Origin of the sequence: Rhodococcus sp. BH5 (genome assembly GCF_027583855.1) — a bacterium.
Taxonomy (GTDB): Bacteria; Actinomycetota; Actinomycetes; order Mycobacteriales; family Mycobacteriaceae; genus Rhodococcus_F; species Rhodococcus_F qingshengii.
Window position 1 is genome coordinate 124,453 of sequence record NZ_JAJHVW010000005.1, and the last position, 18,480, is coordinate 142,932.

Annotated in this window: 18 protein-coding genes; 9 read left to right on the forward strand and 9 right to left on the reverse strand. The window is 63.9% G+C overall.

Annotation, left to right across the window (positions count from 1 at the left end; all coding sequences use genetic code 11):
- Positions 1–18: 18 nt before the first annotated feature.
- Positions 19–552 carry a type II toxin-antitoxin system PemK/MazF family toxin gene (locus RhoBH5_RS14620; RefSeq protein WP_270008459.1) on the reverse strand — a complete coding sequence of 178 codons (534 nt, stop codon included), beginning with the start codon at positions 550–552 and terminating at the stop codon, positions 19–21.
- A gap of 72 nt (positions 553–624) precedes the next feature.
- Here RhoBH5_RS14620 and lepA point away from each other — a divergent pair, with 72 nt between their 5' ends.
- The 3 genes from lepA (at position 625) to RhoBH5_RS14635 (ending at position 4,514) form a co-directional block, all read left to right on the forward strand.
- Entirely contained in the window at positions 625–2,517 is a 1,893-nt protein-coding gene (gene lepA / locus RhoBH5_RS14625) for a translation elongation factor 4 (protein WP_003944564.1), read from the forward strand.
- Between the two features lie 6 nt (positions 2,518–2,523).
- Complete coding sequence (locus tag RhoBH5_RS14630) at positions 2,524–3,453, forward strand: NAD(P)H-dependent flavin oxidoreductase (RefSeq protein WP_030536619.1); 930 nt, start codon at positions 2,524–2,526, stop codon at positions 3,451–3,453.
- Positions 3,454–3,533: 80 nt separating this feature from the next.
- The gene (locus RhoBH5_RS14635) at positions 3,534–4,514 is read left to right on the forward strand and encodes an ABC transporter substrate-binding protein (RefSeq protein WP_270008529.1); all 981 of its coding nucleotides are present in this window, start codon (positions 3,534–3,536) and stop codon (positions 4,512–4,514) included.
- Between the two features lie 56 nt (positions 4,515–4,570).
- On the opposite strand, the gene RhoBH5_RS14640 is transcribed toward RhoBH5_RS14635, so the two are convergent.
- Complete coding sequence (locus RhoBH5_RS14640; protein WP_003944557.1) at positions 4,571–6,529, reverse strand: glycoside hydrolase family 15 protein; 1,959 nt, start codon at positions 6,527–6,529, stop codon at positions 4,571–4,573.
- Between the two features lie 82 nt (positions 6,530–6,611).
- Here RhoBH5_RS14640 and RhoBH5_RS14645 point away from each other — a divergent pair, with 82 nt between their 5' ends.
- The 6 genes from RhoBH5_RS14645 to RhoBH5_RS14665 all read left to right on the forward strand — a co-directional run bounded on the left by RhoBH5_RS14645 (position 6,612) and on the right by RhoBH5_RS14665 (position 10,964).
- A complete protein-coding gene (locus tag RhoBH5_RS14645) occupies positions 6,612–6,818 on the forward strand; it encodes a hypothetical protein (protein ID WP_003944489.1) in 207 nt (68 codons plus the stop codon).
- Positions 6,819–6,941: 123 nt separating this feature from the next.
- Positions 6,942–7,031 carry an Ms4533A family Cys-rich leader peptide gene (locus RhoBH5_RS32590; protein WP_309599318.1) on the forward strand — a complete coding sequence of 30 codons (90 nt, stop codon included), beginning with the start codon at positions 6,942–6,944 and terminating at the stop codon, positions 7,029–7,031.
- Positions 7,032–7,227: 196 nt separating this feature from the next.
- Positions 7,228–8,259, forward strand: a complete 1,032-nt coding sequence (locus tag RhoBH5_RS14650) for a sulfate ABC transporter substrate-binding protein (protein ID WP_270008460.1) — start codon at positions 7,228–7,230, stop codon at positions 8,257–8,259.
- Between the two features lie 7 nt (positions 8,260–8,266).
- Entirely contained in the window at positions 8,267–9,115 is an 849-nt protein-coding gene (gene cysT / locus RhoBH5_RS14655; protein ID WP_030536617.1) for a sulfate ABC transporter permease subunit CysT, read from the forward strand.
- Positions 9,112–9,918, forward strand: coding sequence for a sulfate ABC transporter permease subunit CysW (cysW, locus tag RhoBH5_RS14660; RefSeq protein ID WP_003944503.1), 807 nt, complete (start codon positions 9,112–9,114; stop codon positions 9,916–9,918). The genes cysT and cysW overlap by 4 nt, the downstream gene beginning before the upstream one ends.
- Entirely contained in the window at positions 9,915–10,964 is a 1,050-nt protein-coding gene (locus RhoBH5_RS14665; protein WP_007731046.1) for a sulfate/molybdate ABC transporter ATP-binding protein, read from the forward strand. The genes cysW and RhoBH5_RS14665 overlap by 4 nt, the downstream gene beginning before the upstream one ends.
- 125 nt (positions 10,965–11,089) lie before the next feature.
- On the opposite strand, the gene RhoBH5_RS14670 is transcribed toward RhoBH5_RS14665, so the two are convergent.
- From RhoBH5_RS14670 to RhoBH5_RS14700, 7 genes are all read right to left on the reverse strand, one after another.
- Complete coding sequence (locus tag RhoBH5_RS14670; RefSeq protein ID WP_003944544.1) at positions 11,090–11,986, reverse strand: universal stress protein; 897 nt, start codon at positions 11,984–11,986, stop codon at positions 11,090–11,092.
- Between the two features lie 55 nt (positions 11,987–12,041).
- Positions 12,042–12,818, reverse strand: a complete 777-nt coding sequence (locus RhoBH5_RS14675; protein ID WP_030536614.1) for a DUF998 domain-containing protein — start codon at positions 12,816–12,818, stop codon at positions 12,042–12,044.
- A 94-nt stretch (positions 12,819–12,912) separates the two neighbouring features.
- Positions 12,913–13,668 (reverse strand): sirohydrochlorin chelatase, encoded by a 756-nt coding sequence (locus tag RhoBH5_RS14680; protein WP_118602583.1) that lies wholly within the window; start codon positions 13,666–13,668, stop codon positions 12,913–12,915.
- 4 nt (positions 13,669–13,672) lie between these two features.
- Positions 13,673–14,959: a sulfate adenylyltransferase subunit 1 gene (locus tag RhoBH5_RS14685; RefSeq protein WP_020969973.1), complete on the reverse strand. Its 1,287-nt coding sequence runs from the start codon at positions 14,957–14,959 to the stop codon at positions 13,673–13,675.
- Positions 14,959–15,894, reverse strand: a complete 936-nt coding sequence (cysD, locus tag RhoBH5_RS14690) for a sulfate adenylyltransferase subunit CysD (protein ID WP_058039499.1) — start codon at positions 15,892–15,894, stop codon at positions 14,959–14,961. Before cysD ends, RhoBH5_RS14685 begins: the two co-directional genes overlap by 1 nt.
- The gene (locus RhoBH5_RS14695) at positions 15,891–16,604 is read right to left on the reverse strand and encodes a phosphoadenylyl-sulfate reductase (protein ID WP_054831423.1); all 714 of its coding nucleotides are present in this window, start codon (positions 16,602–16,604) and stop codon (positions 15,891–15,893) included. Before RhoBH5_RS14695 ends, cysD begins: the two co-directional genes overlap by 4 nt.
- Positions 16,601–18,331: a nitrite/sulfite reductase gene (locus tag RhoBH5_RS14700; protein ID WP_007731056.1), complete on the reverse strand. Its 1,731-nt coding sequence runs from the start codon at positions 18,329–18,331 to the stop codon at positions 16,601–16,603. The genes RhoBH5_RS14695 and RhoBH5_RS14700 overlap by 4 nt, the downstream gene beginning before the upstream one ends.
- Positions 18,332–18,480 lie beyond the last annotated feature (149 nt).

An 18,480-nucleotide genomic window follows, 5' to 3' on the forward strand; every position in this document is an offset into this window, starting at 1 on the left:
CCATCGTCCGGGTCGGCTTCAGCTCCAGCTGAAGTCGGCCCGAAGTTTTGCCGCGACCGCGTCGAACTTATTGTGATCCATGACGGCGCCCTCGCGCCGGATCCCGCTCTCGGGAACGTCGAGCACCCGGTCGAGCCGGACCCAGCTGGGCCTTCCCTCGCCGTCCCATGGACCCGAACCGATTGCGAGCCAATCACGCTCGCCTTCGCGTTTGCTCTGCGAGGACAGCATCAAACCGAGCAGCGTGTTGCCGTCGCGGCCGACAACCAGCACCGGGCGGTCTTTGCCTTGGGTCGGATCCTCCTCGTAGGCAACCCAGGTCCAGACGATTTCGCCCGGATCGGCCTTGCCGTCGAGGTCGGGGGAGTACTCGACCTTGCGGGCGCGATGTGCGGTCGGAGACGTCCGCGCGGCGATCGGGCGGCCGGACGGACCCGGCTTCGAGGCAGACGACTGGGACGTGGACGACTGCAGCTGGCGCAGCAACGCAGGGCCCTTCTCCACCGCGAGGGCGCCGAGGGTTCTGCCGATCTGCTTCCACATGCTTGCCATAGCGTTCGAGCATAATCACCCACCCGTGGGAACCCCTGGTACGGCGGCGCCGAGACTTGGATATCCTGAGGGTTGACAGTGGCCCGGATCCGGGCCGGTGCCGGTCCGACTAAGGGGTCTCCCATCAGCAGCTTCGCCGACAAGACGTTCACGGATCCTGCGCAGATCCGGAACTTCTGCATCATCGCGCACATCGACCACGGTAAGTCGACGCTGGCAGATCGCATGCTTCAGCTCACCGGTGTGGTCGAAGAGCGGGCGATGCGTGCGCAGTACCTGGACCGCATGGACATCGAGCGTGAACGCGGCATCACCATCAAGGCTCAGAACGTTCGTCTGCCCTGGACCGTCGACGGCGAAGAGTTCGTCCTCCACCTCATCGACACTCCCGGCCACGTCGACTTCACGTACGAGGTCTCCCGTGCGCTCGAAGCATGCGAGGGCGCAATTCTGCTGGTCGACGCTGCTCAGGGCATCGAAGCTCAGACGCTGGCGAACCTCTACCTGGCGATGGAGAAGGATCTCAAGATCATTCCCGTCCTCAACAAGATCGACCTCCCGGCCGCGGATCCCGACCGCTATGCCGAAGAGATCGCGCACATCACGGGCTGCGAGCCCGGTGATGTCCTGCGCGTCTCGGGTAAGACCGGTATGGGCGTCAAGGAACTGCTCGACGAGGTGATCAAGCAGGTACCTGCGCCTGTCGGCGATGCTGACGGTCCCGCCCGCGCGATGATCTTCGACTCCGTCTACGACGCCTACCGCGGCGTGGTCACTTACGTGCGTGTGGTCGACGGTCGGATCCGTCCCCGCGAGAAGATCACGATGATGTCCACGGGCACTACACACGAACTGCTCGAGGTCGGCATCATTTCCCCCGAGCCGAAGGCCAGTATCGGTCTGGGCGTCGGCGAGGTGGGCTACCTCATCACCGGTGTGAAGGACGTCCGTCAGTCGCGCGTCGGTGACACCGTCACCACCACCCGCAACGGCGCGACCGAACCGCTGGTCGGCTACCGCGATCCCAAGCCGATGGTCTACTCGGGCCTCTACCCGATGGACGGCTCGGACTACCCCGTGCTGCGCGATGCCCTCGACAAGCTCCGTCTCAACGACGCGGCCCTGGCGTATGAACCCGAGACGTCGGTTGCCCTCGGATTCGGCTTCCGCTGCGGCTTCCTCGGCCTGCTCCACATGGAGATCACCCGCGACCGCCTCGAGCGTGAGTTCGGCCTCGAACTGATTTCCACCGCGCCCAACGTCGTCTACCGCGTCGTGATGGAGGACGGGGCCGAGGTCATCGTCACCAACCCGTCGTACTGGCCGGAAGGCAAGGTTCGCGAGGTCTACGAGCCCGTCGCCAAGTGCACCGTCATCGCCCCGAGTGAGTACGTCGGCGCCATCATGGAGCTGTGCCAGTCCCGTCGCGGTGAGCTCGGCGGCATGGACTACCTCTCCGAGACTCGTGTCGAGCTGCGATACGAACTGCCCATGGGCGAGATCATGTTCGACTTCTTCGACGCCCTCAAGTCCCGCACCAAGGGTTATGCCAGCCTCGATTACGAAGAGGCCGGTGAGCAGCAGGCCGACCTGGTGAAGGTCGACATCCTGCTGCAGGGCGAGGCGGTCGACGCGTTCTCCTCGATCGTGCACCGTTCCAACGCCGGCGCTTACGGCGGACGCATGACGTCGAAGCTTCGTGAGCTGATTCCTCGCCAGCAGTTCGAGGTTCCGATCCAGGCCGCGATCGGCGCGAAGATCATCTCGCGCGAGAACATTCGCGCAATCCGCAAGGACGTTCTCGCCAAGTGCTACGGCGGCGACATCAGCCGTAAGCGCAAGCTGCTCGAGAAGCAGAAGGAAGGCAAGAAGCGCATGAAGACCATCGGTCGCGTCGAGGTGCCGCAGGAAGCATTCGTGGCGGCCCTGACGTCGGAATCGGTCGGCGAGAAGCCCAAGAAGTAGGAGCGCATGGTCACCACCTGGTTGTCCCGAGAGTTCGGAATCGAAATCCCGGTTCTCGGGGCGCCCATGGGTGGGCGCGCGGGCGGCGCGCTCGCCGGAGCTGTATCGGCGGCCGGCGGGTTGGGTCTGCTCGGCGCGGCTCGGTACAACACACCGGAGTGGATCGAGGCCGAAGCCGAGGTGGCCCGGTCGATCGGCGGAAAATTCGGCGTCGGCCTGATGACGTGGTCGCTGCCCGAGAACGAGTTGATGCTCGACGCCGCGATTGCCGTCGAGCCGACCATGATCACCTTGTCGTTCGGTGATCCCGCCTCGTATGTCGGACGAATCCACGATGCGGGCATTCCCGTTGTGTCACAGATCAATACGCTCGAAGACCTTCGCATTGTCGAGGCCGCGGGTGTCGACGGCGTGATCGCGCAAGGCGGTGAGGCAGGCGGTCACACGGGCCGAATCGGAACCTTGCCGCTGCTGCAGGAGATCCTCGAAACGACATCACTTCCAGTACTGGCGGCCGGCGGAATCGGGACCGGCCGCGGTTTGGCCGCAGTCCTGGCGGCCGGCGGGGAAGGCGTGATGATCGGAACGGCGCTGCTCGCCAGCCCGGAGACGGTCGGGCCGGACTATGCCCGCGACCGCGTCGTCGAAGCCGGAAGTGCCGACACGATTTACACCTCGGTGTTCGACCGAGCGCGCAGTCAACCGTGGCCGCAGCGGTGGGGTGGCCGCGCGGTGGCCAACGAGTTCACTGCCGCCTGGCACGGAGTCGACGCCGATGAGGAAATGCTGGCAAAGGCGTACGACCCGTCGGATCCCCACAGCGGAGTCGTCTACGCCGGAGAAGCTGTCGGACTCGTACACGGAACCCATCCGGCCGGCGACGTGGTTCGACGCATCGGCGCCGATGCGGAGCGTCTGCTCTCTCGTTTCGCCTGAAAGCAAGGTCGGACACAGCCGGGTCCCATATGAGAAGGTAAGCCTCTGCTAACTAGTGGAGGAGTATTTTCGTGCGTGCGATGAAGTTTTCGGCGGTGGCTCTCTTGGGAGCGCTGGTCGTAGGTATCAGCGGATGTTCGTCCTCGGACGCCGACGAGATCGCGGGCGGTCGGGTCACCACGATCGACCACAAGTTCGGCGCCACCACGATCACCGGGACGCCGACGCGCATCGTCGCGGCCGACACCCAGTGGCTCGACGCTCTGCTCGAACTCGGAATCCAGCCGGTGGGGTACCTGGCTGCCGGCCCGATGGGCGACGAGCGTGGTCTGTTCCCGTGGGAGAGTGGCGTGGACGCGTCGGCGAAGGAACTCGATCGCTCGGCGATCCAGCAGTTCGGTGTCCCGCTCAAAGCTGAAGAAATTGCAGCCTTGGATCCCGATCTGATTCTCGGCGGGTTCTCCGTCGCCGATCAGAACGATTTCGACCAGTTGAGCAAGATCGCTCCGACAATTGCCGGTCTGTCCGACGTCCAGGTCGATCCGTGGCAGGACCAGGTGGAGATTCTCGGCCGGGTTCTCGACAAGGAGTCGCGAGCCGACGAGATCGTCGAGGCGACAAACGGGCAGATCGATGCGCTCGCACAGCGGTTGCCGGGGCTGAAGGGTAAGACCGCTCTTTTGTCGCAGTACGTCTTCCCGACGTCGCAGTTGGTGATCGTCGCTGATCCCAAGGACGGTGCTTCGGGACTGTTCACGCGTCTGGGAATGTCGTTGCCGCCCAAGCTGGTCGACGAGGCCGGTGTGACCGGTGGCCGGCTGACACTCAGCCCGGAACGGGTCGACGCTCTCAGCGCCGACGTCGTGGTGCTGCTGCCCAACGGCGGGTCGCTCGACGACATGATGAAGCTGCCGGGGTTTGCCGACCTGCCTGCAGTCAAGGGTGGCGGATTGGCCATCGTCGACTATCCGACTGTTGCCGGCCTGAACACTCCGTCGTCGCTGTCGCTGAAGTACTCGCTCGAATCGATCACGCCGCAGCTCGAAGCGGTGGCCGGCTAGACCTGCTGTGCGCCTTTATTAGCCGCGGGCGGTTAATAAAGGCGCACAGCAGGGGTCTAGGTTGCGTTGTGCGCGGGCTGGAAAGCTCCGGCTTCGGCAGCTTCCTCGGCGCGGATCACGTGGACCACGGCGTTGATCAGCGCCAGGTGTGTGAACGCCTGCGGGAAGTTACCCAGATGGCGACCGGTGTGCGCGTCGATCTCCTCCGCGTACAGCTTGAGCGGGCTCGCGAACCCGAGCAGACGCTCGCAGAGATGCTTTGCCCGATCCAGTTCGCCGATCTCGACGAGGGCGGAGACGAGCCAGAAGGAGCAGATGGTGAACGTGCCCTCTTCTCCGCTCAATCCGTCGTCGGTGGTGTCGACGCGATAGCGCAGGACCAACCCCTCTTCGGTGAGCTCGTCGGCGATCGCCAGCACCGTCGCCCGGATGCGCGGATCGTCGGCCGGCAGGAAGCGCAGCAGCGGTGCCAACAAGAGCGACGCGTCGAGTGAATCGTGGCCGTACCGCTGTGTCAGAACTCCGCGCGAGTCGACACCGTGCGCGAGGATGTCGGCCTTGATCTCGTCCGCGATGGCCGTCCATTGCTGTGCAAAGCTCTTCTCGCCCTGCATCTCTGCCAGCTTGGCGCCGCGATCGAGTGCGACCCAGCACATGATCTTCGACGACGTGAAGTGCTGCGGTTCACCGCGCACCTCCCAGATCCCGCGGTCGGGTTGACGCCAGTGCTTGATCGCTTCCTCGACCTGCTTCTTGAGCAGCGGCCACAGCGCTTCGGGGACACGCTCGCGGGTACGGATGTGGAGGTACACCGAGTCGAGCATGGTGCCCCAGATGTCGTGCTGCTGTTGATCGAACGCCCCGTTGCCGATACGCACCGGACGGGCGCCGTCATAGCCGGACAGATGGTTGAGTTCGGATTCCTCGAGCGTGCGCTCGCCGCCGATGCCGTACATCACCTGCAAAGGATGCGGCTGACCGTTATCCGAACTCGACACGTCGTAGATGAAGTTGAAGAAGTCGTTGGCCTCACGGTCCAACCCGAGCGTGTAGAGGCCCCACAGTGCGAAGGTGGAATCGCGAACCCACGCGTAGCGGTAGTCCCAGTTACGTTCTCCGCCTGGTGTTTCCGGTAGCGAGGTCGTCGAAGCCGCAAGCAGGGCTCCGGTCGGTGCGTAGGTGAGCCCCTTGAGTGTGAGCGCACTGCGCTGCAGGTATCCGCGCCACGGGTGATCGGGGAACTTGCCGATCGTCACCCACTCACGCCAGGACTTGGACGTCTGCCACATCTTGTCGGCGGCCTCGTCGAACGTCTGCGGCGCGGGAAGATCCGACCACGAGAGCGCGACGTACACGTTGTCGCCTTCGACCAGTCGCGTCCGGGCCCGTGCCTCACGACCTTCCAGACCCAGTCGGAGATCGGTGGTCAAGCGCAGAGTGGGATGGTCGCCGGGCTTGGCGGAGCGACACGTTGCCGTTGCTTCCTCGTAGACCTTTCCGGTGTACTCCCAATTCGCCGTGCCACGGTGATAGTCGAACGCCGGCTCACAGCTCATCTCGAGTTCGACGGTGCCGCTGACGCATTTGACCGTACGGAGAAGAGTGTGTTCGGCATCCCAGTCGGTCGGTGTGCGCTTGTGCGTGTTCGATCGCTTGTCGACGTTGTGCCAGGGACCGAGAACCAGGGCGTCGCGGACGACGAGCCAGCCGGTCTCGGTCTGCCAGGTCGTTTCGAGAATGAGTCCACCCGGCAGATAGCGCCGAGCGGCCGGCACGTTCTGGCCGTAGGGGCCGATACGGAAATGGCCCGCACTGCGGTCGAGGATGGCACCGAACACGCTGGGGGAGTCCGGGCGGGGAACGCACATCCACTCGACAGATCCGTTACGGGCAATCAGGCACGAGGTTTCGCAATCGGAAAGAAACGCATAGTCGTCGATCGGGGGAAAGTTGCTTCGATGGTGACCCGTGGAGGCGGGAGGAATCGTCTGCACCACTTCGTCGTCAGCACTCATTCGGCCATCATCCGGCCAGAATCGGCACACGTCCAATCCACACGCTGTCGGGACCGTATCGTCCGAAGGATAGGGTGTTGGCGTGGATCGGATTGCGGATTGGTGGGACAGCTTCGAGCTGTGGATGGCGGGGCTCCCGTTCATCCCGCAGGTCGCGTTGGTCCTGATCGTCGTCGTTCCGCTGTGCCGCCTGGTGGCCATCGGTCTGGATCGCGCGTTGGCCGCCGTTCTCGCTCTGCCGCTCTTCGGCTGGTTGCGTAGGAATTCTCGAGAAGTAGAGGAAAGCTGATGCCCCGCTCACGGGTCACTCTCGCCCTGATAGCCCTGATTCTCCTCGTGATCGTCGCGTGGCTTCTCACCCGTTAGTTCTCCCGATTAGAGCGGGCGCCGGTGCTCTGCTAAAGTCCACCGCGTGTCCGAAGCAACAGCTCCCGTAATCCGCCACCAGTTGGCGTTGATTGCTGTCGGCATGCTCGACGTCGCTGACGTCGCCTGTTGTTGATTTCCTGAGTTCGACCTCTCCGGTGGTGCTGCGCACCCCACTCGAACTTCTCTGCGCGTAACTCGCGCCCCCGATTCAGGGCTCATCGCCCGTCGGCTCTCCATGTCTGAACATCCCGATGGAATCAGCCCCAGAGGTCTCGGACTTGTCGTTTGACCAACCCTCGTTTGTCAGTCCTTTCAGGAAGGTATCTGCAATGAAACGCCGTTCCCGCACACTTCTCACTGCTATCGCGACCATGGGGGCCGTGGTACTCACAGCGTGCAGTGGTGGCTCGAGCGACACCGTGGGTGGTGACAGCGCCGCCAGCGACGGTAGCGCCGGCACGATCAACCTGTTCGCCTACGCCGTGCCGAAGCCTGGCTTCGACAAGCTCACCGCAGCCTTCCAGGCGACCGACGAGGGCAAGAACGTCAACTTCAATCCTTCCTACGGCGCCTCGGGCGACCAGTCGCGCAAGGTGAAGGACGGTGCCGAGGCAGACTTCGTCAACTTCTCCGTCGAGCCCGACATCACCCGTCTGGTCGATGCCGGTCTGGTAGATCAGAACTGGAACCAGGACGCCTACAACGGAATTCCGTTCGGATCGGTAGTCACCATCGTGACGCGTCCGGGCAACCCGAAGGGCATCAAAGACTGGGACGACCTGCTTCAGCCCGGCCTCGAGGTCGTCACGCCGAACCCGTTCAGCTCCGGCTCGGCCAAATGGAACCTCTTGGCGCCGTACGCCGCGAAGAGCGACGGTGGCAAGAACCCGCAGGCGGGTCTCGACTACGTCACCGCCTTGGTCAACGACCACGTCAAGATCCAGCCCAAGTCGGGACGCGAGGCTTCGGAAGCCTTCCTGCAGGGTAGCGGTGACGTTCTGATCAGTTACGAGAACGAGGCACTGTTCATCGAAGGCAACGGCGACCCGGTCGAGCACGTCACCCCGCCCACGACCTTCAAGATCGAGAACCCCGTTGCCGTGATCTCGAACAGCAAGGTCCTCGACAAGGCGACCGCGTTCAAGGACTACCTGTACACGACCGAGGGTCAGACGCTCTGGGCCGAAGCAGGATTCCGTCCCGTGGATCCCGCCGTCGCTGCCAAGTTCACCGACAAGTTCCCCGAGCCGAACAAGCTGTGGACCATTGCAGACCTCGGCGGCTGGAAGGCCGTGGACAGTGCTCTGTTCACCAAGGACACCGGTTCGATCGCAGTGATCTACGACAACGCGACCAAGTAAGACTGACGTGACTGACACTATTGACCCCACCCCCGTGGCTCGTCGGCGAAAACTCGCGCGGGTCACGGGGAGTGTGGGGCCGCTCGGAATCGGAGTGGCCACTCTGTGGCTCTCCGTGATCGTTCTGCTTCCGCTCGCCGCGTTGACCGCCACCGCGTTCGACGAGGGGATCTCCGGATTCTGGGACGCCGTCACCGCACCCGTCGCCTTGGCGTCGTTGCGCGTGACGTTGTTGGTCTCGGTGATCGTGGCACTGATCAACGTCGTGATGGGCACGATCATCGCGTGGGTGCTGGTCCGGGACGACTTCCCGGGCAAGCGCATCGTCAACTCGATGATCGATCTGCCGTTCGCACTGCCGACAATCGTGGCATCGATCGTGCTGCTGTCCCTCTACGGCCCGCAGTCACCGATCGACATCCATCTCAATGCAACCCAGCCCGGACTGATCGTGGCATTGGCCTTCGTGACCTTGCCGTTCGTGGTCCGTTCCGTGCAGCCGGTGCTGATGGAGGTCGACCGCGAAGTCGAGGAAGCCGCTGCGTCGTTGGGAGCTTCCAACTGGACGATCTTTCGCTCGGTTGTTCTCCCGACGTTGGCGCCTGCCGTCATCTCCGGTGCGGGCCTCGCGTTCGCCAGAGCGATCGGTGAATACGGCTCGGTCGTTCTGATCGGCGGCAACATCCCACGCGTGACACAGATGACGTCGCAGTACATTCAGCAGCAGATCGAGATCGATCGTCCGACCAACGCCGCTGCCGTCTCGGTAGCGTTGCTGGCCATCGCATTCGTGACGCTGTTCGTCCTGCGAATCTTCGCATCGCGGGGACAGCGACGTGAGGAGAGTTCCCGATGAACGTGTCCAGAGGATCGAAGATCGGTCTGCGGACCATCGCTCTCGTCTACCTGTTCGTGTTGCTGGTCGTGCCGATCGGTGTGATCCTGACGCGAACGTTCGAGAACGGAATCGGCCCGTTTCTCGAATCGATCACGACACCGGCAGCGATCTCCGCGCTGAATCTTTCGCTGATCATCGTGGCGATCGTGGTCCCGATCAACGTCGTGTTCGGCGTCGTCACTGCTCTGGCACTCGTGCGTGGGCGTTTCCCGGGCCGCGGAGTTCTGCAGTCGGTGGTCGACCTGCCCTTCGCGGTCTCGCCCGTCGTCGTCGGTGTGTCGTTGATTCTTCTGTGGGGTGCCAACGGTTGGTTCGGCGGAATCGAATCGTTGGGGTTCAAGGTCATCTTCGGTTTGCCAGGCATGGTGATCGCGACGATTTTCGTGACGCTGCCCTTCGTCGTCCGGGAAGTCGAACCCGTACTTCACGAGATCGGCGACGAGCAGGAACAAGCAGCCGCGACGCTCGGTGCCTCGGGCTGGCAGACGTTCTGGCGGATCACCTTGCCCGCGATCCGTTGGGGCCTGACATACGGAATCGTGTTGACGGTGGCGCGTTCGCTCGGTGAATTCGGCGCAGTCATCATGGTCTCTTCCGGCTTCCCGGGGGTATCCCAGACACTGACGTTGCTGGTGCACTCGCGATACATCGACGACCACAACACCTTTGGTGCGTATTCGGCGGCAACGCTGCTAATGGGCATCGCCATCATTGTCCTGTTGCTGATGACGCTGCTGGACCGTAAGAGGAGCACCACATGATCACAGTGACCGGGGCCCGCAAGAACTACGGTGATTTCGCGGCGCTCGACGACGTGACGGTCAACATTCCCTCGGGTTCGTTGACGGCATTGCTCGGGCCCAGTGGCTCGGGAAAGTCGACGTTGCTGCGTTCGATCGCAGGGCTCGAAGAACTCGATTCGGGAACCATCACCATCGCAGGCAAGGACGTCACCGGCGTGTCGCCGCAGAAGCGTGACATCGGTTTCGTGTTCCAGCACTACGCGGCGTTCAAGCACATGACCGTGCGGGACAACGTGGCGTTCGGGCTCAAGATCCGCAAGCGCCCGAAGCCGGAGATCGAGAAGAAGGTCAACGAACTACTGGGGATCGTCGGTCTCGACGGCTTTCAGCATCGGTACCCCGCGCAGCTCTCCGGCGGTCAGCGTCAGCGCATGGCGTTGGCACGCGCTCTGGCTGTGGATCCGCAGGTGCTCCTGCTCGACGAGCCCTTCGGCGCGCTCGACGCGAAGGTGCGTGCCGACCTGCGCACGTGGTTGCGTCGCCTGCACGACGAGGTGCACGTCACCACCGTCCTGGTCACCCACGACCAGGAAGAGGCTCTCGACGTCGCCGACCGCATCGCGGTGCTGAACAAGGGGCGGATCGAGCAGATCGGTGAACCTGCCGACCTGTACGACCGCCCGTCCAACGACTTCGTGATGTCCTTCCTCGGATCCGTCGCGAAGCTCAACGGGCAGTTGGTCCGTCCGCATGACATCCGTCTCGGCCGGGATCCGAGCATGGCTCTCGCGCAGGAATCCGGAACGGCCGAGTCGCTCGGCGTCACACGCGCAACAGTCGAGCGCGTCGTGTATCTCGGCTTCGAGGTTCGAGTGGACCTGCGCAACGAGGCAACCGGCGAGCTCTTCTCGGCTCAGGTCACGCGCGGTGACAGTGCAGCGCTGCACCTCGAGGCGGGGGAGACGGTGTACGCGCGTGCTACCCGGGTGCCGGATCTGCCGGAGACCCCGGTGTCGACGCCGGTGCAGGAGCCGGTCACGGTGAGCGTGGTCGGCCAGGTATGACCCGCTCGCCCTGTTTGACCTGTTGTACCCCCACTCCTGTTTGAGCGAACGGCACTTTCGGCCTCCTGATGGCGCCGAAAGTGCCGTTCGCTCAGAGTTGGGGGCCGGGCAACAGCGAGACGAGTTCAGCCCTCTCGGCAGACGAGGACCGGGCACTGGGCGTGGTGGATGAGGCTCTGACTGGTCGATCCGACTATCGACGCCATGAACGGGCTGCGGCCGTGGCTACCGACGACTACGAGTTGCGCTTCCGCCGAGTGCTCGAGCAGTGCCTTCATCGGTCCGCTGCGCTGGACACTCCGGGTGACTTCGACATCGGGGTACTTCTCCGTCCAGCCGGCGAGGCACTCGGACAGCAGGGCGTGCTCATGCTGTTCGTACGGTCCCCAGTCGACGAAGCGCCTGGCTTCGGAATACCCGCCCAGCGAGGCGTGCTCGTTCCACGTGTGGACCGCAACCAAAGGTGCGCCGAGGAACGCGGCAAATTCGAAGGCATGCGCGACGGCGAGTTCGCTGAGCTTGCTCCCGTCGACGCCGACGACGATGGGCCTGGTGTCGGCCATCGCGTGATCACCCGTACCGCGGAATACGGCCACGGGACAGTGCGCGCGGTTGACCACCCGAATGGTGTCGGATCCGAGAAACACGGACTGCATTTCGCTGGTGCCGGCCTGACCCAGTGCAACGATGCGAGCCGACTTCGAGAGTTCGACGAGTGTGGTTGCGGGAGTACCGGTCACGAGGCCACGTTCGACGGTGACGTCGGTGTGATCATCGCGGATGGCGTCCTCGGCCTCGTCGAGCAGTTTTGCACCCTCGACGCGAAGGTGGTGGTCGAACATCTCTTCGTCGGTGACGTTGGTACCGCCACCGGACTCGGGTTGTCCTGGCAGCACGTGGGTCAGGCGAAGTGGTTCGTCGAATCTCTTTGCAGCCGAAGCTGCCCACCTCGCGGCGTTGACCGCGCTTGCCGAGCCGTCGATACCGGCCACGATTCCGTGTCGAACAGATGCACTGGTCATGGAAGTCTCCTCGCGTCGCCTCCTTACCAGTGTGTCCCTGCTCACCCCCGGTTCGCTACAAACCGGTCAGCTCCCGTGGTGCGAGAACGTCGGTGGGCACTGCCGCGCGAGATCGACGCGGGCGCAACGACAACAGAGCGGTGATGAATCCGTTACCGGACAGTGTCAGTTCCACGTTCTTCAACACGGTTCGGCGCATCAACGCAAGCAGGGCTGCGACGCCGGTGACGGCCATCCACATAGGCAGCGGGTACAGCGTCAGGCGTTCACCAAGGCCGAAAGTGAGGGTTCGTCCGAGAAGCAGTACGGCACCTACGATTCCGGTAGCCGCGCACAGCCCCGACCACACTGCGATCCATTTGCTGTGCTTCCAGAATTGAATTGCCATGAGGACGAGAACGGCATGACGTGCGACGAAGCCGGGAAGTACGGCGGTCCAATGAACGAAGGTCCCGTCGTTCGCCGGGAAGAGGCCGGTGGCCGCGGTGCTCAATGCAACGACGACGGCAAGACCGAGAATCCACTTCTTCGCACGACCGTCCGGAATGTACTTGTGCAGCAAGGCTGCACCGAGGATGGTGAGCGCACCGAGGATCATGAAGGCCGCGTTCATCACGTCGTGCATCGGCGAACACGAATCCACGCTGCATGTCGTCACGCCCAGCGAACTGATGGAGTCGCGCGCGAAGCTGTACGGCGTCTTCCATGCTCCGGCTGTGAAGATTTCGACAAGCAGGTAGAGCACCGACAGGACCCATGCGATGCCGGCTGTGCCGAGGCGAAGATTGTGAGTGATGGTGTTCCCTCTCGCGGCGCTCTGAGGGGATTGCACCCAAAGATCTGTTTCGCAGGCGAAGGAGGTACCTTCGCGAGCTGGACAGATCCAACACTACGGTAACAATCTGATAACGGCCTGTGAAACCGGATCAGGCGGAGCGGACCAGACGGTCGGGTAGTGCATCAGCGACTTGTCGGTAACGGTCGATCATCGTTTCGATCAGTAGAGAGTGCCCACCGATCGTGTCGGCGAAACGCGCGCGCGGACATGCAGTTGCTGCGGCAGCGCTGAGTCGATCGGTCAGTAGGCCGGGAGCCAAGAACCACGGCGCGACGACAACACGTTCGGCGCCGTCCTGCTCGAGTGCGGAGATCGCCTGGGTAACTGTCGGTTCCGCGGATGTTGCGAAACAGATTCGAACGCCCGACCAGTTGGTTCCGCCGAGGAGAGTGGACGCCAATTCTGCGGTCGCGGCATTGGCGCGCGCGTCGGACGAGCCGACTGCCGCAAGAGCGACACCGACCGACGGATCGTCCGGCCGGGCACCCGCTTCGAGAATTCGCTCGCGTACTGCCTCGATCAGCCGAGCATCGCGACCCAGTACGTCTGCTTGGAACACGGTCAACTGGGGGTGGCGTGTCGCGGCAGTGGCCAAGAGTCCGGGCAGATCTACCCGAGCGTGGAAGGCATTGCCCAGCAGCATCGGAACAACAACGGCGTGAGTGTGGCCGTCGTGTGCAACTCCGTCCAGGACCTGATCGATGGACGGTGCATTGAGGTCGAGAAACGCCAGCCGGACATCGAGGTCTGGCCGGACTTCACGAAGAGCTGCCACAGCAGCCGCGATCACCCGAGCAGAACGGGGGTCACGGCTGCCGTGCGCGACAGCGATGAGCGGAACCATCGACTTAGACGCGCTCGCCCAATTCGACAGCGGAAATGACGTCGCCCACCAGGCCGGCTGCGAGAGTGTTTCCACCAGCGGGATCGATCAGCAGGAAGCTGCCGGTGTGGCGGTTCACGGCGTAGTCGTCAGCCACGATCGGCTCGGCCACCCGGATGGAGATCTTGCCGATCTCGTTGAGCTCGAGAGTGTCCGGACCCTGATCCGTGGTGAGGTCCTGCTCGTTGAAGCGTTCCACCAAGCTGCCCACGATGGCCTGCGTCGTTCGCGTGCCGTGCTTGAGCAGCAGACGTGCACCGGGGCGCAGTGACTTCTCGGCCAGCCAGCAGACAGTGGCGTCGAATTCGCCGATCGGCTCGGGTGCGTCGGACGGCGATGCGATGGTGTCGCCGCGAGAGACGTCGACGTCGTCGGCCAGGATCAGCGTGACGCTGCGTCCGGCGTGGGCGACGTCCAGTTCGCCGTCGGCCGTGTCGATACGTGTGACGGTGGTGCGCGTACCCGAGGGCAGGATCACCACTTCGTCGCCGGGCACGACGGAACCGGCAGCGACCTGACCGGCGTAGCCGCGGTAGTCGAGGAACTCTGCGGTGCGGGGGCGGATCACGTACTGCACCGGGAAACGCAGACCGACGCGATGTGGCTCGGCGTCGACCGGAATCGACTCGAGGTGCTCGATCAGCGTGGGGCCGGTGTAGTACGGGGTCTTGTCGGAGCGGATGGCGACGTTGTCACCGTGCAGTGCCGACACCGGGATCTCGACGACGTCTTCGCTTGCCCAGCCCAGTGAGCTGGTGAGTTCGTTGAACTCGGCGGAGATCGAGGTGAAGACCTCTTCGGGGTTCTCGACGAGGTCGATCTTGTTCACGGCGAGAACGAGCTTCGGGACACCGAGCAACGCGAGAACCGCTGCGTGCCTGCGAGTCTGCGCGATGACGCCCTTGCGAGCATCGACCAGCAGGATCACGAGCTGAGCCGTCGAGGCACCGGAGACCGTGTTGCGGGTGTACTGCACGTGGCCCGGTGTATCGGCGAGCACGAAGGTGCGCTTGGGGGTCGCGAAGTAGCGGTACGCCACGTCGATGGTGATGCCCTGCTCACGCTCGGCGCGCAGTCCGTCCACCAGGAGCGACAGGTCAGGGGTGTCGAGACCGCGGTCCACCGACGCACGGGTCACGGCGTCGATCTGGTCGGCGAGAACGGATTTCGTGTCGTACAACAGGCGGCCCACGAGTGTGGACTTTCCGTCGTCGACGCTGCCGGCAGTTGCCAGTCTGAGCAGATCGCTCATCAGAAGTAGCCCTCTCGCTTGCGGTCTTCCATGGCCGCTTCGGAAACTCGGTCGTCGCCACGGGTCGCGCCGCGCTCGGTCAAACGTGATGCCGCAACCTCGGCGAGGATCGCTTCGTTGTCGGCCGCATCGGAGAGAACAGCACCGGTGGTCGAACCGTCGCCGACGGTGCGGTATCGCACCGAAAGGGTCTGCAGCTCTTCGCTGTCAGCCGGACCACCCCAGACTCCGGGGGTCATCCACATGCCGTCGCGCTGGTACACCGGACGCTGGTGGGCGTAGTAGATGCTGGCGAGTTCGACGTTGTCGCGGGCGATGTAGCGCCAGATGTCCAGCTCGGTGAAGTTGCTGAGCGGGAAGACGCGCACCTGCTCGCCGGGGGAGTGGCGACCGTTGTAGAGGTTCCACAGCTCCGGGCGCTGCTTCTTGGGATCCCACTGGCCGAAAGCGTTGCGCAGTGAGAAGATCCGCTCCTTGGCGCGGGCGCGCTCCTCGTCGCGGCGAGCGCCACCGAAGACGGCGTCGAAGCGGTTCTCGGAGATCGCGTCCAGCAACGGCACGGTCTGCAGAGGATTGCGGATACCGTCTGGACGCTCGGTGAGGCGGCCGTCCGCGATGTACTCCTCGACGCTGGCCACGTGCAGGCGCAGGTTGTACTTGGCCACCACGTGATCGCGGAAGTCGAGGACTTCCTGCAGGTTGTGGCCGGTGTCGACATGCAGCAGGGTGAACGGCAACGGCGCAGGCCAGAAGGCCTTGATCGCCAGGTGCAGCAGCACGGTGGAGTCCTTACCGCCCGAGAAGAGAATGACCGGGCGTTCGAATTCGCCGGCCACCTCTCGGAAGATGTGGATCGCTTCGGACTCGAGGGCGTCGAGAGTATCGAACTGTGTGCCGTCGAGCTGAGGCCGTGAAGGTGTCAAGTCAACTGTCATGATGCGTGCAACCCGCATTCTGTCTTGGAGGCACCGGCCCAACGACCGCTACGCGGATCGCTGCCGGGGGCTGGCTTGCTGGTGCAGGGTGCGCAGCCGATGGACGGATATCCCTCGTCGACAAGGGGATTGACGAGGATGGAATTGGTGTCGATGTAGTTCTGCATCTCCTCGTCCGACCAGGGAGCGATCGGGTTGATCTTCACGAGTCCGAAGGCTTCGTCGAAGGAGATCAGGGGAGCGTTGGCGCGGGTGGGCGCTTCGACGCGGCGGATGCCGGTCACCCACGCGCTGTACCCGGACAGTGTCTGCTTGAGCGGCGCGACTTTGCGTAGTGCGCAGCAGCGGTTGGGGTCACGGGCGAACAGATCCTTGCCCTCGGCGACATCCTGCTCGGCGACGCTTGCCAGCGCACGAGCGTTGATGACGTTGACGCCGTACACCTGCTCGACCGCGTCACGCGTGCCGATGGTTTCGGGGAAGTGGTAGCCGGTGTCGAGGAAGAGTACGTCGACGCCCGGATGAACTTGTGCGGCAAGGTGAACCAGCACTCCATCCTGCATGTTCGACGCCACGATGTACGAGTCACCGAACGTGTCCTCGGTCCACTGCAACAGTTCCTGCGCGCCGGCTCCGTCGAGTTCTACTGCACCGCGCTCGGCGATGGCCCGAAGCTCGTCGGCAGTTGCTCGCGAAATGTCCACTGTCATCGCAAATCTCCTTCGTCTGCGCGCACTGCCCATTCGGCGAACCGTTCACCTTCGTTGCGGTTCTTGACGAACTGACGTACGACGCGGTCGATGTAGTCACCCATCTCGACGCTGGTGACCTTGTGCTGGCGCAGCTTGCGTCCGAAGGCGCTGTCGAATCCGAGGCTGCCTCCCAGGTGAACCTGGAAACCCTCGACTTGATTCCCCTCACCGTCGTCGACGAGCTGGCCCTTGAAGCCGATGTCGGCGATCTGCGAGCGAGCGCAGGAGTTGGGGCAACCGTTGATGTTGATGGTGATCGGCACGTCGAGCTGGCTGTTGATGTCGGCGAGACGCTGTTCGAGTTCGGGCACGAGCACCTGCGAACGCTTGCGGGTCTCGGCGAACGAGAGCTTGCAGAACTCGATGCCGGAGCAGGCCATCAGGTTCTTGCGCCAGTGTGACGGTCGGGCGGGAAGGCCCAGCGCGTCGAGATCGGCGATGAGCGGCTCGAGCGTCTCGTCGGCGACGTCGAGGATGATCAGCTTCTGGTACGGAGTGAAGCGGATCCGGTCGCTGCCGGCCTTCTCCGCGGCGTCGGCGACCTGAGCCAGGATGTCTCCCGAGACGCGGCCGGCGATCGGAGCGAAACCGACTGCGTTGTGGCCGTTGCGGGTCTTCTGGATGCCGACGTGATCGATCGGGCGCTTGGGCTTCTCAGGCGCGGGGCCGTCGATGAGCGGGCGCTCGAGGTACTCGGTCTCGAGAACCTCGCGGAACTTCTCGATACCCCAGTCCTTGACGAGGAACTTGAGCCTGGCCTTCGCGCGCAGACGGCGGTAGCCGTAGTCACGGAAGATCGAGACGACACCCTCCCAGACATCGGGGACTTCGTCGAGCGGAATCCAGGCGCCGACGCGCTGCGCCAGCATCGGGTTGGTGGACAGTCCGCCGCCGACCCAGAGGTCGAGGCCCGGGCCGTGCTCGGGGTGGTTCACGCCGATGAAGGCGATGTCGTTGATCTCGTGAACGACGTCCTGCTGGCCGGAGATGGCGGTCTTGAACTTGCGCGGCAGGTTGGAGTACTTGGGGTCGCCGATGTAGCGGCGAACGATCTCGTCGATCGCCGGGGTGGGATCGAGGACCTCGTCGAGCGATTCGCCGGCCAGGGGAGAACCGAGGACGACGCGGGGGCAGTCACCGCACGCTTCGGTGGTCTTGAGTCCGACGGCTTCGAGGCGCTTCCAGATCTCCGGAACGTTCTCGACCTCGATCCAGTGGAACTGGACGTTTTCGCGGTCGGAGAGGTCGGCGGTGTTCCGGCCGAATTCCTTCGAGATGCCGGCGATGGTGCGCAGCTGCTCGACGTTGAGAGCGCCGGCGTCGCAACGCACGCGCATCATGAAGTACTTGGCCTCGAGCAGGTCGATGTTCTCGTCGCCGGTGAAGGTGCCGTCGTAGCCTTCTTCGCGCTGGGTGTAGAGACCCCACCAGCGGAAGCGGCCGCGAAGGTCGCCCTTGTCGATGCTGTCGAAGCCCTGCTTGGAGTAGATGTTCTCGATGCGGGCCCGAACGTTGAGCGGGTTGTCGTCCTTCTTGGCCTGCTCGTTGGCGTTGAGAGGCTCGCGGTAACCGAGGGCCCACTGACCTTCGGCGCGACGCTTGGCGGGACGCGCAGCGCGTGCAGGCCGGGCTTCGGCAGCTGCTGCCGAATCGGCGGGTGTGGCGGCGTCGGTGGTCGACGTCATCGATGAACTCCTGGATCTGGGCGGTTGATCGGCACGCGGCACGCACTATCGATGAACTGTGGCGGTGTCTGATCGGGACGCACCGGTCCGTGTCGGAAATCGAGGGGGCTGTCCTCGGTCTCGGAAAGCTCGCGGCCGGCAGGTGTGCT